Source organism: Fodinibius saliphilus, from assembly GCF_005869845.1.
GTDB lineage: Bacteria > Bacteroidota > Rhodothermia > Balneolales > Balneolaceae > Fodinibius > Fodinibius saliphilus.
This window is the reverse complement of sequence record NZ_VAWF01000003.1, coordinates 431,740-448,397: the sequence shown is the minus strand read 5'-3', so window position 1 is coordinate 448,397 and position 16,658 is coordinate 431,740. Positions and strand designations below refer to the sequence as shown.

Annotated in this window: 14 protein-coding genes; 9 read left to right on the top strand and 5 right to left on the bottom strand. The window is 40.4% G+C overall.

The genetic code is table 11. The features are described from left to right. The 4 genes from FCN14_RS12545 (at position 1) to FCN14_RS12530 (ending at position 6,400) form a co-directional block, all read left to right on the top strand. Complete coding sequence (locus tag FCN14_RS12545; protein ID WP_138431614.1) at positions 1-1,737, top strand: phospho-sugar mutase; 1,737 nt, start codon at positions 1-3, stop codon at positions 1,735-1,737. A gap of 116 nt (positions 1,738-1,853) precedes the next feature. After that, positions 1,854-2,609, top strand: a complete 756-nt coding sequence (locus tag FCN14_RS12540) for a ZIP family metal transporter (protein WP_246043168.1) — start codon at positions 1,854-1,856, stop codon at positions 2,607-2,609. Between the two features lie 78 nt (positions 2,610-2,687). Then, positions 2,688-4,919, top strand: a complete 2,232-nt coding sequence (locus FCN14_RS12535; protein ID WP_138431613.1) for a S9 family peptidase — start codon at positions 2,688-2,690, stop codon at positions 4,917-4,919. Positions 4,920-5,134: 215 nt separating this feature from the next. Continuing rightward, complete coding sequence (locus FCN14_RS12530; protein ID WP_138431612.1) at positions 5,135-6,400, top strand: hypothetical protein; 1,266 nt, start codon at positions 5,135-5,137, stop codon at positions 6,398-6,400. Between the two features lie 29 nt (positions 6,401-6,429). On the opposite strand, the gene FCN14_RS12525 is transcribed toward FCN14_RS12530, so the two are convergent. Then, positions 6,430-7,365 carry a mechanosensitive ion channel family protein gene (locus tag FCN14_RS12525; protein ID WP_246043167.1) on the bottom strand — a complete coding sequence of 312 codons (936 nt, stop codon included), beginning with the start codon at positions 7,363-7,365 and terminating at the stop codon, positions 6,430-6,432. A gap of 194 nt (positions 7,366-7,559) precedes the next feature. Between FCN14_RS12525 and FCN14_RS12520 the strand changes: the two genes are divergently transcribed. The 3 genes from FCN14_RS12520 (at position 7,560) to rlmN (ending at position 9,961) form a co-directional block, all read left to right on the top strand. Further along, on the top strand, positions 7,560-7,988 hold the full coding sequence (locus tag FCN14_RS12520) for an OsmC family protein (protein WP_138431611.1): 429 nt from the start codon (positions 7,560-7,562) through the stop codon (positions 7,986-7,988). A gap of 105 nt (positions 7,989-8,093) precedes the next feature. Continuing rightward, positions 8,094-8,732 (top strand): peroxiredoxin-like family protein, encoded by a 639-nt coding sequence (locus FCN14_RS12515; RefSeq protein WP_138431610.1) that lies wholly within the window; start codon positions 8,094-8,096, stop codon positions 8,730-8,732. Positions 8,733-8,848: 116 nt separating this feature from the next. Further along, positions 8,849-9,961, top strand: coding sequence for a dual-specificity RNA methyltransferase RlmN (gene rlmN / locus FCN14_RS12510; RefSeq protein ID WP_138431609.1), 1,113 nt, complete (start codon positions 8,849-8,851; stop codon positions 9,959-9,961). A 168-nt stretch (positions 9,962-10,129) separates the two neighbouring features. Here rlmN and lepB read toward each other — a convergent pair whose 3' ends face one another. The 4 genes from lepB to FCN14_RS12490 all read right to left on the bottom strand — a co-directional run bounded on the left by lepB (position 10,130) and on the right by FCN14_RS12490 (position 14,188). Beyond that, positions 10,130-11,215, bottom strand: coding sequence for a signal peptidase I (gene lepB, locus FCN14_RS12505; RefSeq protein WP_246043166.1), 1,086 nt, complete (start codon positions 11,213-11,215; stop codon positions 10,130-10,132). A gap of 46 nt (positions 11,216-11,261) precedes the next feature. Next, positions 11,262-11,897 carry a hypothetical protein gene (locus tag FCN14_RS12500; RefSeq protein ID WP_246043165.1) on the bottom strand — a complete coding sequence of 212 codons (636 nt, stop codon included), beginning with the start codon at positions 11,895-11,897 and terminating at the stop codon, positions 11,262-11,264. Between the two features lie 34 nt (positions 11,898-11,931). Further along, the gene (gene lepA, locus FCN14_RS12495; protein WP_138431608.1) at positions 11,932-13,740 is read right to left on the bottom strand and encodes a translation elongation factor 4; all 1,809 of its coding nucleotides are present in this window, start codon (positions 13,738-13,740) and stop codon (positions 11,932-11,934) included. Between the two features lie 166 nt (positions 13,741-13,906). Beyond that, on the bottom strand, positions 13,907-14,188 hold the full coding sequence (locus FCN14_RS12490) for a thiamine-binding protein (RefSeq protein WP_138431607.1): 282 nt from the start codon (positions 14,186-14,188) through the stop codon (positions 13,907-13,909). A gap of 445 nt (positions 14,189-14,633) precedes the next feature. Here FCN14_RS12490 and FCN14_RS12485 point away from each other — a divergent pair, with 445 nt between their 5' ends. Then, entirely contained in the window at positions 14,634-15,458 is an 825-nt protein-coding gene (locus FCN14_RS12485) for a DUF4382 domain-containing protein (RefSeq protein WP_138431606.1), read from the top strand. A gap of 317 nt (positions 15,459-15,775) precedes the next feature. Beyond that, positions 15,776-16,657 carry an ATP phosphoribosyltransferase gene (hisG, locus tag FCN14_RS12480; RefSeq protein WP_138431605.1) on the top strand — a complete coding sequence of 294 codons (882 nt, stop codon included), beginning with the start codon at positions 15,776-15,778 and terminating at the stop codon, positions 16,655-16,657. Position 16,658: the final 1 nt, after the last annotated feature.

Here is a 16,658-nt window from a genome sequence, read left to right as displayed (position 1 = left end):
ATGCAAGCTTTAGACTCTGATATCCAAGAAAAAATTGATCAGTGGTTAAATGGGAATTATGATGAAGCCACTAAGGAAAAAATCCGCCAGCAACTGGACAACGGAAAATATGAAGAGTTAACAGATGCCTTCTATAGGAATCTTGAGTTTGGTACTGGCGGCCTGCGCGGTATCATGGGCGTTGGCTCTAACAGGGTCAATAAATATACCTTTGGAATGGCTACCCAAGGGCTAAGCAATTATCTGAAAAAGAAATATCCAGACAATGAAATTAAAGTAGCTATTGCATATGACTGTCGTAACAATTCGCAGTCACTTGCCAAAACTGTTGCTGATATCTTTTCTGCTAACGGCATCTATGTTTATCTTTTTGATGGTCTGCGCCCTACCCCTGAACTATCCTTTGCGATCCGTGAACTTGACTGTCAGGCAGGCGTTATGTTAACGGCCTCCCATAATCCCAAAGAGTACAATGGATATAAAGCATATGATGCCAATGGCTGCCAGTTGGTATCTCCCGAAGACAAGGCAGTGATTCAGGAAGTACAAAAGATTGATAATATTGACGAAATCAATTTTAATGGTGATGAGAACTATATTGAGATGGTCGGCGAATCAATCGATGAAAAATACCTTGCCGCCATTACTGAACTTTCAATTTCACATGATGCCATTGCCCGTCAAAAAGATTTGAGTATTGTATTCTCTCCTATCCACGGCACTTCCGGAGTAATGGTGCCCCCTGCCCTTAAGCGATATGGATTTGAAAATGTTACTCTTGTTGAAGAACAGATGAGCTTCGACGGAGATTTTCCAACAGTAGAATATCCGAATCCGGAAGAAGAGGAAGCGCTCTCTATGGCCCTGGAAAAGGCAAAAGATATTGATGCGGAACTCGTAATGGGTACCGACCCCGATGCTGATCGCGTGGGTATAGCTGTGAAAGATAATCACGGAGAATGGGTGCTCCTAAACGGTAACCAAACGGGGACACTTATCATTAACTATATGCTTAATGCCTGGAAAGAAGCAGGCAAACTCTCCGGTGATGAGTATGTAGTAAAAACTATTGTAACCTCCTACCTCATCGATCACATTGCGGAACAGTATGGGGTAGATTGCTATAATACGCTCACCGGCTTCAAGTATATTGGAGAACTTATTACAGAGCTGGAAGGAAAAAAACAGTTCATTGCCGGTGGCGAGGAAAGCTATGGCTACCTTATTGGTGAACACGTGCGTGATAAAGATGCTGTTGTCTCTGCTGCTATCATAGCTGAGATGACTGCTTATTATAAAGATAAGGGGAGTAGTTTATTTGAATCCCTGCTGGATATGTATATCCAACACGGATATTACCGCGAACGATTGGTCTCTATCTATAAACGTGGACGTAAAGGAGCCGAAGAGATCCAGCAAATGTTAAAAGATTATCGTGAGAACCCTCCTGCTTCTCTTGACGGTTCAGAAATTGTTATGGTTAAAGATTATAAAATGCAGAAAGCGAAAGATCTCAGATCAAGAGAAACAGAAACAATTGACCTTCCAACTTCTAATGTCCTTCAGTTTTTTACCGAAGATGGTACTATTGTATCAGTCCGCCCCTCAGGTACAGAACCAAAGATAAAGTTCTACTGCAGTGTAAACACAAACCTTGAGAACAGGGCTGAATTTGATGAAGTGACCCAGAGGTTGGAAAATAAAATGGATCGCGTTATCGCTGACCTAACAGACTAATCCAATCACTACTCATCACCCCGTTGTGAAGTAGCATATGTAATCATTCTAAATACTTGTAAGAAGGTGGATATGCAATTTCCACTATTTATATTCCCTTTCTTAAACAGCGAATTATGATGAGTGAATTACTACAACACCCGGCAACAGACGTATTCCTTTATGCCCTGGTAACTGCGGTAGCAACGGGTTTAGGAGCTATTCCCTTTTTCTTTTTTAAAAAGCTGACGGCCAGCTGGCTTGGTATCTCCAATGCTATTGCATCAGGTCTTATGCTGGCTGCAAGCTTTGGACTTATCTATGAAGGCCTCAACTATGATCTCTGGTTTACCTTTTTTGGTATACTCATTGGACTCGCATTTATCTTCTTTAGCCAAAAAATATTGAATGGATATGAAGACCAATTTGGGATAAAGAATATAAAACAGGCCGACAGTACCAAGATGTTATTAATTGTCGGTATTATGACCCTTCACTCCTTTACAGAAGGTGTTAGTGTGGGTGTTTCTTTTAGCGGTGGTCTGGACCTTGGAGTATTTATCACCACTGCTATTGCCGTTCATAATATTCCTGAGGGCCTGGCCATTTGCCTTGTCTTAATACCGCGCGGTACATCCCCACTTAAAGCGATGTGGTGGAGTATCTTTTCAAGCCTGCCCCAACCCTTGATGGCCGTACCCGCTTTTCTCTTTATCGAAATTTTTCGCACCTACTTGCCTATGGGGCTGGGTTTTGCCGGTGGTGCCATGATATGGATGGTTTTTGCTGAACTTATCCCCGACGCGCTCGAGGATTCCGATAGTTCAACTGTTGCTACTACCATTACCCTTGCGATAGCACTGATGATTGTCTTTCAAGTGCTTATCGGTTAAAAAATCATTTGCCCCACCGTCTATAATTTGATTACTTCAACCTATTCAAAGAATTACCTACAACAGACATTTATGATAATGAACACATTAAAAACAGTATGTAAACTTTTGTTCTTTAGCCTGCTTGTTGGAGGATTCCTTTTCCAACAGCAAGCTTTTGGTCAAGAGAAAAAAGAATATTCAAGTGTTAAAGAAGCCCTCTCAAAAAGTAGGCAACTCAGTGGTTCTAACGGTCCTCGTAATGTCAATTGGATTGACAACGGAAATCGTTACTCCTATATGCAATACAACCAAGAAACAGAAAGTATGGAGATCCGGGCCTACGATCCGGCTACTAAAAAGGATGAACTGATATTTAACAATACAGAACATACTTTCCCTGACTCCGAAAAGACATTTGAATATTCCTCTTTTCAATGGTCAAAAGATTCCAAGTACTTGGTTTTCAAGTCTAATTTTCGTCCGGTTTATCGCCATTCAGGTATCTCAGATTACTATCTATATTCTGTAGAAAAAGGATCACTGGAACTGCTGGTTGAAGATGCTCGTACGGCTGAACTCTCCCCTGATGGACAAAAAATCGGTTATGAGCGTGAAGGCGATCTATTCGTTTATGATTTACAAGCAGAACAAGAAACCCAACTTACCAACAGCGCTGACAAGTATTTTTATAATGGACGTTTTGGATGGGTATATGAAGAAGAGTTTGGGTTGGCTCAAGCTTGGGTTTGGTCACCTGACAGCAAACATATTGCCTACTGGCAAACGGATGAACGTCACGTTAATATTTTTCAAATGACTGATTACTCAGGACAACACCCGGAATATGAAAAGATTCCTTATCCAAAAGTGGGCGATAAAAACCCTAAAGTAAAAATTGGAGTTGTTAATGTTGAAACTTCCGAACAACAGTGGCTGGAAACCCCGGAGGGAGGATATATTCCCCGCCTGTATTGGACATCAAAAAATGATAAACTAGCTATTGTGCACCTTAATCGTGCCCAAACAAATTTAAAGTTATCATTCAGCGACATCAATTCCGGTAACAGTCGGTTGGTTATGGAAGAAACTTCTGACAAATGGATTGATGTGTTTGATTTCTTTGCGGGTATTAATCACCTGTTTTTCTTCCCGAAAGACAGTGAAGAGTTTTTCTGGATCTCTGATCGTGATGGCTGGAGCCACATCTATCGCTACGGTTACGATGGTGAAGTAAAAAACCAAGTTACTAAAGGAAATTGGGAAGTCACCTATGTACACACCGTGGATTACCGTAATAACCGTATTTACTATAACTCTACAGAAGAATCTCCGTTACAGCGTCACCTCTATTCAGTGAACTTTAACGGGCGGAATAAAATGAAACATACTAAGGTTGAAGGGCGCCACAACATTAGTATGGGTTCTAACGGCAAATATTTCATCAATCGCTATTCTAACATTTCTACTCCTACCCAAGTTGAACTTTGGAACACTATGGACGGTAAACTTGAGGTCTTAGAAGATAATGTTCCGGTAGAAGAATTTACCGACTCTCATGCTTACTCTCCCCGAGAACTTTTCTCTTTTACCACATCTGACGGGCAAAAGCTTGATGGCTATATAATTAAACCTTTCAACTTTGACCCCACAAAAAGCTATCCATTGGTTTTAAATATCTATGGAGGTCCCGGGGCTCAAGGAGTATATAATTCTTGGGAATCCAGCGGGTGGAACCAATATCTTGCTCAAAAAGGATTTGTCATCGTTAATGTCAATAACCGAGGTAGTGGCGGATACGGCTCCGACTTCGAAAAAGTTGTTTACAAACAGCTGGGCAAATATGAAGCTAAAGATTTTGCTGAAACAGCAGAGTATATGGCCAAAAAAGACTGGGTGGATGGTAACAACATGGCAATTCGTGGTCACAGCTACGGTGGTTATATGACAAGCTACACCTTGTTTACCCATCCTGATGTGTTTGCGGCTGGCATCTCTACAGCACCTGTAACCGATTGGCGACTATATGACAGTATTTATACCGAGCGATATATGGGACTCATGAAAAACAATAAGGAAGGCTATAAAAAAAGTGCCTCAGTAACCCATGCCAGTGACCTCAAAGGAAAGCTGTTGCTCTCACATTCTACTATGGATGAAAACGTACATGTTCAAAATACGATGCAGCTCATGACTGCCCTTACCAGCAATGGTAAAGATGTGGACTTACGGATCTATCCACCGGGTGCGCACGGTGTTGCTTTTAATACGGCCAGCTACTATCTGCTCTACGAAACATATACTAACTATCTACTCGAACACCTTAAGTAAAAAAATAGAACGATTATTTACTTACCCCTGTTTGGACACAAATCCAGGCAGGGGATTTTTTATGGTAAGTACATCTGTAACCTTTTTTAATACTTATCCCCTCCTTTTTAAAAACTTTTGCACTCATCAGCTAGCCCTTAAGTTTAAAAAATCTTAATTATAGCTCAGTGTTCTAGGCCTATACTGAAATAATAAAATTGATTCCAATCCATATAATGGCATACAACAAATACAGTTTCATCGGTATCTTTTTACTCATTGCTCTTCCTTTAGAAACTTTTGGCCAGGTAAATGGCACTATAGATAGAACAGTCAAAGTATTCCTAGATTGTAATCGATGCGACCGCTCATATATTCGGGATAACATCAACTTTGTTAATTATGTACGTGATAAGGAAGATTCCCAAGTACATCTCTTAATTTCTAAACAACGCACAGGTAGCGGAGGCACTGAATATACTTTACGTTATATTGGACGTGAAAATTTAGATTCACAAGATCAAAACCTAAAGTATACTTCTCTAAAATCTGATACCGAAGACGAAGAACGCAAAGGTTTAGTTAAAAAAATAAAAGTTGGGCTTCTACCCTACTTATCAAACAGTTCTGTATTAGATAATCTCGATATTACCTATGCAGGAGATGGCGAGTCTGCACCCCAGGAATCTGCCCAATCTGATAAATGGAATTATTGGGTATTTGAGCTGGATGGAAGAAGCTTTTTTAATGGAGAAGAAAGTAGAAAAAACCTATTTATTTCGATGGGTGCATCAGCAGATCACGTGACTAAAAATTGGAAAGTAAACATTGAGTATGACTATGATTATAACAGAAGAACCTTCACATCTACCGACTCATTGGGTAACGAAGTTACTGATATTTTTGTAACCCGGGGGCAACGTTTTGAAAGTTCTATTGTTAAAAGCTTATCAGACCATTGGTCCTTAGGTATACTTGGCGAATCCTTTTCATCAAGCCGTAATAACATTGACTTTAACATTTCTGGCAGTCCTGCTATTGAGTATAATATCTTCCCCTACGAAGAATATGCTGAACGCCGAATAAGCTTTATGTATGTAATGTCAGCCGGTTACTTTAACTACAAAAAAGAAACTATCTTCAATAAAAAGACTGACTTTCTCATCCGTCCTCAGCTGCGAGGTCGAATGGATTTTACCCAACCATGGGGAGAAATTGAAGGACGAGTAAACGCCTCTACCTATCTTCAAGACCTCAGTAAAAACCGACTTGACCTTAACCTTGAACTTGACTTTCGTATATTTCGAGGGTTAGAGCTAAGCCTCTCGGGCAGGTACTCACTGATTAATGACCAGCTTTCGATCCCTAAAGGTAATATATCTGACGCAGAACAACTGCTGAATCTACGCCAGCAGAGCACCTCTTATTCCTATCGCGGTTCAATCGGTATTGAATACTCTTTTGGATCTATCTACAACAATATTGTCAATCCTCGATTTTAAGTAATATGACCAGGCTTACAAATAATATCTCAATTATCCTCCTGCGTTGATTGCTTCCCGTCGCCCAGCACAGTATTCAACTTTTCTCCCCCGCGAATTCCAAAGTCAAGAGTGCGAATAGGGAATGGAATCATGATATCATGCTCATCAAACTTCTTGGTAATCGCCATGATGGCATCACTTCTTGCAGATAGAAAATCACTGTTTTGACGAAAATCGACCCAAAACCGAATACTAAAATTTATTGAGCTCCCCCCAAACTCTTCATAATATAGTTCTACCTCTCTACTATTGTCATAATTATCTAGACTTTCCACCGCTTCAATAGCAAGCTTTTTGGCTTTCTCAAGATCATCACCATACGAAACACCACAAGACAAATCTATTCGACGCTCATAACTGGCCGTATAATTTATAAATGGATTTTCGTATACCACTTTATTGGGAACATAGACGAGTTGCCCCTGCGGGGTTTTAATCAAAGTATTACGCAGATTTATCTTCTGTACAGTTCCATAGTAGTCGTTACTTTCAATGATATCACCTTTGCCAAACGGATGTCGGAATGAAAGAAGAACACCAGAAATAAAATTCGCTGCAATATCCTGAAACGCAAAACCTATGGCCAAACCGACAATACCGGCACCGGCAAGAAGCGAGGTTACTGTACCCTGCAACTGGAGTACTCCTAAGGCAATGAATACCCCAATGCCCACAATAATTACACCGGCGATGGTTTCCAGCAGATCTATAATCGTTTTGTTGTCAGTCGCTTTATGGAGCAATCGATTTACCATCTTCCGGATTAGCTTCCCTAAAATCACGAAAGCCACAAGGATAATAACTGCAAGAACCAAATTTGGAAGCATCTCAATTGTTGCATTTAACCAGCCCTGCAGTTTATCTATCAGCTGATCGTATGCTTGCTCAATACTAATGTTCATCTCAGTTAAATTTGTTGTCATTGCACTTTTCTTGATTAATATACCTCTTAATAGATTACCAGTATAAAACGTTCATTCACCCAAGAAAGATAAAGAAACTTTTATTCTGCCAGATCAAAAAAAACATTTTTTAAAACTAACATTTCGGAATGTCTTTTAAACTATGCATGTTATCAAATCTGACTTGAAATTTTTCAATAAAATATTATTTAATTATGCCAAAAAGAAAAGCAAATGCTCGTTGGAATGGTGACCTTAATAGTGGAAATGGAGAAATGGCTTTCGGGAGCGGTGCCTATAAGGGTAACTACTCCTTTAAATCCCGGTTCGAAAATGGATCAGGTACCAATCCCGAAGAATTAATCGGTGCCGCGCACGCCGGCTGCTATTCTATGGCACTCTCGGGCGTTCTGGCAGAAGCCGGCTTTAATCCTGAGTCAGTTTCTACCGAAGCGACTGTCTCTCTTGAGATGGTAGATGGAGACCCCGCCATTACTACTATCACACTCGAGGTTACAGCAAATATTCCAGGCATTGATGCCGATTCCTTTCAGGAACATGCTGAGGGAGCCAAAAATAACTGTCCCGTATCTAAAGCCTTGGCCGGCGTCAATATTGAGTTAAATGCTACACTCAATAACTAATTTCATATTATAGTTATTTGGGGATGCCCTTTATCGGGCATCCTTTTTTAGTAAGAAATAATACTCCCACCCACTCTATTATTAAACTCCAACAATAATTCGCTTATGAAATCACTTTTAAAAACAATTACACTTTGCTCTCTACTCTTTACGTTTGCTTCTACTACTTATGCACAAACATCCTATGCTCCAGAAGCCTCTGAAGTAGAACCCGCTCTTACAGGGACCACAATACCCAATGCCTCGGTCAAAACAGTTGACGATGAAACTATAGAGCTAAAAAAGATAATTAGTCAAAAACCTACCGTACTCATTTTTTACCGTGGTGGCTGGTGCCCCTATTGCAATAAACATTTGGCTGAACTCCAGCGTGTGGAACAAAAACTCGTGGATATGGGATACCAAATAATGGCTGTAAGTCCTGACCGTCCTGAAATATTAAAAAAGAGTATTAGTAAACACGACCTTGATTATACTCTACTTTCAGACAGCCCAATGAACCTTACCAAAGCCTTTGGGTTGGCTTTTAAAGTGGATGACAAAACCGTTCAACGGTACAAAGAAGCTGGGATTGATCTTGAGAAAAACTCCGGCTATGATCACCATCTGCTTCCTGCTCCAGCAGTTTATCTTATTAATCCCGATGGGCTGATTACATTTCAATATGTGAACCCAAATTACAAAACCCGTATTGATTCAGATGTACTCTTAAGTGCCGCTAAAGCGTACTATCCTGAAGATTAATAAGAATATATACCTGTCTGCACAACACTCTGCAATATAACTCCTGTTATAACCGAATAAAATTTTCATATTCATTCAATTAACAACCTTGCCATACTATTTGTATCTTTGGGGTTATGAATACAGAAAAAGATATTTCCGAAAAAGTAAACCTTAAAGACCTTACTAAAGCTGAATTACAGGAGTTTTGCGAGGATTGGGAACTACAATCATTTCGTAGTGACCAAATTTTCCAGTGGCTCTATCAAAAAGGCGTGCACAGTTTTGATGAGATGACCAACCTCTCCAAAGATCTGCGTGCTCGTCTAAAAGAGGTGGCCAAAATTCCCACAATAAAACATATAAGGCAGCAAGAGTCGCAGGACGGAACCATCAAGTTCCTGTTTAGGCTTCAGGGAGAGGAAGGACACCGTGTAGAATCCGTGCTTATTCCTGACTTTTATGATGACGGGGTCGCCAACCGCTTAACAGTATGTGTATCCTCACAGGTTGGATGTGTTTTTGGATGTTCTTTTTGTGCAACCGGTAAAATGGGATTCTTTCGCAGTCTTACCCATGGTGAAATTGTCGACCAAGTTCAATATATCGATGAGCTTTGCGAAGAAAGATTCGGCAAAGGCATCACCAATATTGTGTATATGGGGATGGGCGAACCGCTTCATAACTATCAATCCGTTGTCAACTCAGCTAATATCATTACCGATGAATTGAGTATCGGACTTTCTCCAAAAAGGATAACAGTTTCAACGGTCGGGTTAACAAAGCAGATTAAACAACTAGCCGATGAACGACAACCGTTTAATCTAGCAATTTCTCTACATGCTGCTAACGACGAAAAACGTGATGAGATCATGCCGATCAACAACTCAATGAATCTTGAACAGCTAAAAGAAGCTGTACAATATTATTATAATAAGCTTCACCGCCCTATCACTTACGAATACCTACTCTTTGATGAGTTCAATGACAGTCCGGAAGATGCCCGTGAATTGGCCGAAATTGTACAGTGGGTACCCAGCAAAGTAAACATCATTATGTATAACGATGTTGCGGGTGTGGCTCTTAAACGAGCCCGTGAAAATAGACTGGACAACTTTATGCAAGAACTTGTCAAGCGCGATATTACAGCTACTGTACGTCGAAGTCGCGGTGACGATATTGATGCCGGTTGTGGACAACTGGCTATTAAAGATGGACAACCGATGGGTAAATCGATCAGAAAAAATTGATAGCATTTTTCCTATTCGGCACTTAAAACTAAATACTGATAAGTAGGTATCGTTAGTTAGCCGAACTCCAATTTATCTTACCTATAAATTACTCATTAAGCATGAGTTGGCTACAGGAATTGCTGAAAGTTGTTTTTTACTACCGACTCCGGAACAAAATATCCCATTTTAGTCATGAATAACATCCAATAGACGACCGAAACGCGGGAACCAACGTTCGCTATCCCAAGAAAAATAGATCATGCCTGCCTTTCCTACAATATGCGACTGAGGTACAAATCCCCAGAACCGGCTATCTTCACTGTTATCCCGGTTATCTCCCATCACAAAGTAATAATCCTGCTGGATAGTATACTTATTTGTCTCCTCACCATTAATAATAAACTGATCAGCATTTTGCTCCACATTGTTACCCTCGTATCTGGTAATAATGTTCTCATAGATATGATAGTTTTCAGGAGTTAGACTCACAGTATCACCGGCAGAAGGTACTTTAAACGGAGAAAGGTGGTGATGATTATTAAAGCCGGAAGAGAAATTAAATTTACTCTGTCGAAACTCGTTAAAATCTTCAGGCAATACAAAAGGGTCTACACTGGTGACTTCAGGCCACTGACTCATTTTTTCTGCTATCTGTTTCGTCATATTTACGCGATAGCCATTGCTGCCCTGCTGTCGATAAAGCTGAGCACCTGCCGCTTTTACTTTTGCCGGACTCAATCGCACCCGATCTCGAACCTTCACAGTATAGGTCTGCTGTATACCGGGGAAAGGCGTAGCCTTTTCACCGTTTACATACAGTTGTGCATCATCGAGATATAAAGAGTCACCGGGCATACCAACCGCCCGTTTAATATAATTTGTTTTAGCTGCAATAGGTGCTAAATCTATGGGATAATTAAATACAACAATATCATTTCTCTCAACTTCTTCAAAACCGGGCAGACGTGTCCAAGGTAATACTAGGCCAGGTAAATGGATGTTAGTAAAAGGAACTCCCAAGACCATAGGCGTACGAGGTCCATAATTTATTTTAGAAACAATGAGAAAATCACCCGTAAGTAATGTTTTCTCCATTGAGGGAGTAGGAATGCGATATGCCTCAAAGAAAAAAGTACGGATAATGAGTGCTGCAACAGCCGCAAACATCAAGGCATCAAGCCACTCTCGCAACCAGCTTTTAGCCTTTTCATTTTGGTTATTTCTTTTTTCGCGCCGCTTTTTGCGCTCCTCTTTTGAAAGTTGATCTGCCAATGTTACTCCTTTAAATCGTTAATAGCTGTAATTAAAGATTCGTTTATTAATAGTCAAAATCGATTTCCATCCCTTCAGGCGATGAAATTTCTTTCGTCTTATACTTCCCATTCCTATAGGCCACTTTAAACCATTGTTCTCGTTCGGGAGAATAAAAATAATCCTGGAATGGATCCAAAGCCTTTACCTCTAGCAATTTCTTGGCAAATGTTCGCTTAATCTGGGGCATCAAATCTATATATTTGCTAGCTCCCCCAAAAACCAATCCATCTGTAAAAGGTCCATCAACATCCAAGACCATCAAAGGAATACTGTCATTCACTGTAAACCAATATTCAAACTGTATCGCTTGTCCGGGGCGAAAACCTTCTGTGCTTATCAAGTCTTCCAATGTTTTTGTGGGGTTCCCAAAAACTGTTTGAAGTCGTGCTCTAATTTCATTGGTTTGGGTGCCATCCAGATCGGTCTTTCGATATAGTCCGCGACCAGTCCAGCTAACATCTTCAAACTTCTTCATGAACCATTTGGCATCCTTGGTATCCACCTTCTCGAAGTCGGGTTCCTCAAACTGGGCAAAACCAACAGTAGTAAATAGAACAACAAATACGATCGGTAAAATCGATTGCAGACTTCTCTTTAAGACTAGCGTTAAGAAAGTAATGGTTTTATTTGCTGTAGCCATTTGACTTTTTACACCTAAATATTTCCGTTGAAATTTATTGATCATCATCCATCGAAAGTACAGCAAGAAATGCCTCTTGTGGCACTTCAACTGTACCTACCTGCTTCATACGTTTCTTACCCTCTTTCTGTTTCTCCAATAACTTTCTTTTTCGAGAAACATCACCACCATAACATTTAGCTGTAACATCTTTCCGTATTGCCGGTATGGTTTCACGGGCAATAACATTTGAACCAATAGCTGCCTGTATGGGTACCTCAAACTGGTGTCTATCGATCAATTCTTTAAGCTTTTTACATAGCTTTCGTCCCAATTCGTAGGCCTTATCACGATGGATAATGCTTGATAACGCATCTACTGGCTCTTTATTTAGTAAAATATCCAGCCGTACCAAATCCCCTTCACGATATTCCAAGAAATCATAATCCAGAGATGCATATCCCCTGGTTCCACTTTTTAATCGATCGTAAAAATCGAATACCACTTCTGCCATCGGAAGTTCATATTTAATTTCAACCCGCTGGCTTTGCATATGGATTTGATTAACGTACTTGCCTCTTTTTTCTTGACATAACGTCATTACAGGACCAATATAATCAGATGGCGTTAAAATGCTGGCCTTTATATAAGGCTCATACACAACATCAACATCACCGGGATCTGGCATCTCACTGGGATTATCGACAAGCACCTTTTCCTGTTCCCCACGTTTAGTCACCATCACCTCATATTCAACATTAGGTACGGTAGTGATAATATCGATATTAAATTCTCGGTCCAGCCGTTCTTGTACAATTTCCATATGCAGCATTCCCAAAAAACCAGCACGAAATCCAAAACCAAGAGCTTCAGAAGTTTCCGGCTGATAGGTTAGTGAAGCATCATTAAGCTGTAACTTTTCCAAAGCCGACCGCAGATCTTCAAAATCATCAGATTGAGTAGGGAAGATTCCACTAAATACCATTGGTTTAGGCTCCTGGTAACCGGGAATAGGTTCATCAGCAGGATTATCAGTTCTTGTCACCGTATCACCAACCCTGGCATCATCCAGTGACTTTACACTTCCGACGATATATCCCACATCACCGGCCTCTAACCTATCCGTTTTTTCTTTCGTAAGCTTTAAAAACCCAATCTCTTCGGCCTCATACTCTTTATCGGTAGCCATAAAACGAATGCCGTCCCCTTTATTTAAGGCACCTTCCATTACACGAACATACACAATGGAACCACGGTAACTGTCGTGAATAGAATCAAAGATAAGAGCTCGCAGCGGTTTTTCATCTTCTCGTCCCGGTGGAGGTATGCGTTCTACAATGGCCTCAAGCAGTTCATCAACTCCTTCACCAGTCTTTCCTGAGACTTCTAAAATCTCATCATGGTCACATCCAATAAGATCTACGATCTGCTGTCCTACTCCTTCCGGATCAGCTCCCGGAAGATCAATTTTATTAAGTACGGGCACAATTTCCAGATCCTGCTCCATGGCTTGATAAAGCGTTGATATTGTCTGTGCCTCAATTCCTTGTGATGCATCGACCACAAGTAATGCCCCTTCACATGCTTTTAAAGCACGCGATACCTCATAAGCAAAATCCACGTGACCGGGAGTATCGATAAGGTTAAAAATCACACGCTCGCCGCTTGGGCGCTCGTAATCCATCTTAATAGCATGACTCTTAATGGTAATACCACGCTCCCGCTCCAGATCCATATCGTCGAGAATCTGCTCCTGCATTTCGCGTTCGGTGATAGCACCGGTACGCTCTAGCAGGCGATCTGCGAGTGTCGATTTACCGTGATCGATGTGGGCGATAATACTAAAGTTGCGTATCTGAGTCATAAAGGTGTGCCGTCAACAGCATTTTGGCTTTCTCAAAAGAACGCTAAAGATACAAAAATGGTAGTGGTATTGCACAATATATTCATACGAGTAAAAACTACTTTTATTCCATAAAAAAAGCCCAACACCTTAACAGTATTGGGCTTTAAAAATGAGAATCACGCTGTTAGTCATCTTCAGTTGGAATCTCAACCGGATCTTTATCTTCTGCAACTGGACTCAACAGTTCTACGTGAAAACGAAACTCTTCTTTTTCTATCGTCATTGTATTATACATCTCATGGATGAGCTCAAAAACCACTTCTGTCTCACCGCGCACACTTGTTGACATATAGTTTACATCAACCTCAACATCATGTTGCGCCACTAACTCTAACAAAAAGTCTACACTTTCACGGGGGTCAGATGCTTTTAGAGGGATATAAGTAAATTGAGCAGTTGTAATCATAATAAAGCTTTCAATATCAGTTTCAGTTGTTTGGGTCTAAGAATAATTGTTTCACCGTAATAGTTCAATCATTAAATGATAATAGTTTGCTTATATAGCTTACTTAAATTGGCAATACCCTTACATTTCTAAAAATTTCGGAACAATTTATTTTTTTTCAAGTTCAACTACGTGATAGTAACAGCTCTAACTTGGAATAAACAGCAATCAGATGCAGAAAAAAATTGTTTCCAATCCTATCATCCAGTTCACCCTTTTTACGCTCCTCCTTATCGTTATGGTAGCAACCATATATGCATAAACGAACACAATACTGTATTAATCAACCAGGTTAATTGTCCAACCCCATTCTAAGGCAAATTCCCCTACAATTAAGTGAAACATTTCTTGCCTACTGCCAATTAAAAAGCATGAAATACGAATACGAAAAAGTTGACTAACTATTATGAAAAATATTACGCTACTTATTACACTATCAATTGCACTTATTTTTGGAATCACTTCTTGCGATACCACTAGCGAAAATGGTGGTACAGGTACTATGTCTGTAGCATTGACCGATGCCCCTGCCAATTACGATTCTGTGAATGTGACTATAAACAGCGTACGGGTTAATAACGGTGAGACCGCAGAAACCGACAGTTCAGAATCCGATGAAGAAGCCGAGGAAGATGGATGGGTCACAATTATGGACCAATCCATGAAGGTTAACCTTCTTGAGTTAACAAATGGCAACACCATTATGTTAGGTACCGAAGAATTAGAAGCAGGTACTTATGAACAGATTCGATTTATTCTGGGCGATGACAATACCGTCACTGTTGATGGTAAAACTCAGGAACTGCAGACCCCCAGTTCCCAACAGTCAGGACTAAAACTCAATGTTAATGCCGAAGTTGAGGATGGTTCTAATTATACACTCTTGGTCGATTTCGATGCAGCTCGTTCTATAGTTAAAAAAGGAAATGGCGGATATCTACTTAAACCTGTTCTTCGTGCTGTTTCTCTGGCGGAAACAGGATCCATTTCTGGTACTGTTCAACCTTCTGACTTCAACACCAATGTAATGGCAATAAGCGGTGAAGATACTGTTACATCAACTATTACTGCTGACAATGGGAACTTCACAATTATTGGCCTGCAAGAAGCAACTTATGATGTAGGTTTTGATCCCAGTAGCGACCAGTACACTGATTCTACCCAAACCGGTATCGAAGTAGAGAGCGGTGAAGAAACAGAATTGGGTACCATTGAACTTAAATCCAATTAATAATTTCCCTTTAACCCCTCAAGGTTAACATATACGCAAAAGGCTCTTGTTGAAAGACAAGGGCCTTTTGTTTTTAAAGCGACTTACTCAAATCGCAGACTTTAAAATTAAATAAATGTAAAGACCATTATTTCTGTGGATGGGTTCAGAAAATTTTGTATATTTGCCCTGATGCTAAAACGACAACTCCATATCCACTCTCACCTCCATCACGGCGGTTCCCACCGTCGATAGCATCTCTATATGTAGCTTAGGCTACCCCGTCTCTTATTATTCTTAGTATTTTCCCAAACAACAAATTACTATATCTCATTGTTATGCAACGCACTGCAGACTCTAATACTTCACTACGTATTGCTATTCAAAAATCAGGACGTTTAACCGATAAAACGATTGACCTACTCAAAGGCATTGGACTCAGATTTGATGATTACAAACGTAATCTCTTGGTCAAATGCCGAAATTTTGATGTCGAACTGCTCCTTATTCGAGATGATGACATTCCCGAATATGTTCAAGATGGAGTTTGTGACCTCGGATTTGTAGGTGCAAATGAAACACAAGAAAAAGGTGCGGATGTCACCGTACTTAGAGGATTGGATTATGGTGTCTGTCGCCTTTCTTTAGCTGCCCGCAAAGATGGGGATATCCAATCTGTAAGTGACTTTGAAGGCAAAACTATTGCTACCAGCTACCCAAAACTAACTCGCGACTTCTTCGAAGAAAAGGGGATAGACACCAATGTGGTAACAATATCGGGTGCCGTTGAAATTGCACCCCGACTCGAAGTCGCTGATGCTATCTGTGATATCGTGTCAACCGGCAACACGCTTAAAGCCAACGGTTTGCAAGAACTGATCACGATACTGGAGTCAGAAACAGAACTCATCCAAACCAATAAAAAATTATCGCCGGGAAAGAAAAAGCTTATCGAAAAATTCCTGCAACGAATGGACGGCCACCAACAGGCCGAACGCAGTCGTTATATTATGATGAACGCTCCTCAAGACTCCGTACCCAAGATTAAGGAGATTATTCCTTCTCTTAAAAGCCCAACTGTAATGCCATTAGCTGATAATGGTATGGTTGCTATTCATACCGTTATCCCCATTGATGAATTTTGGGTTGTTATGGAAAAATTAAAAGCAGAAGGAGCAAGTGGTATTGTTATCCTTCCTATTGAAAGTATGATATTGTAAC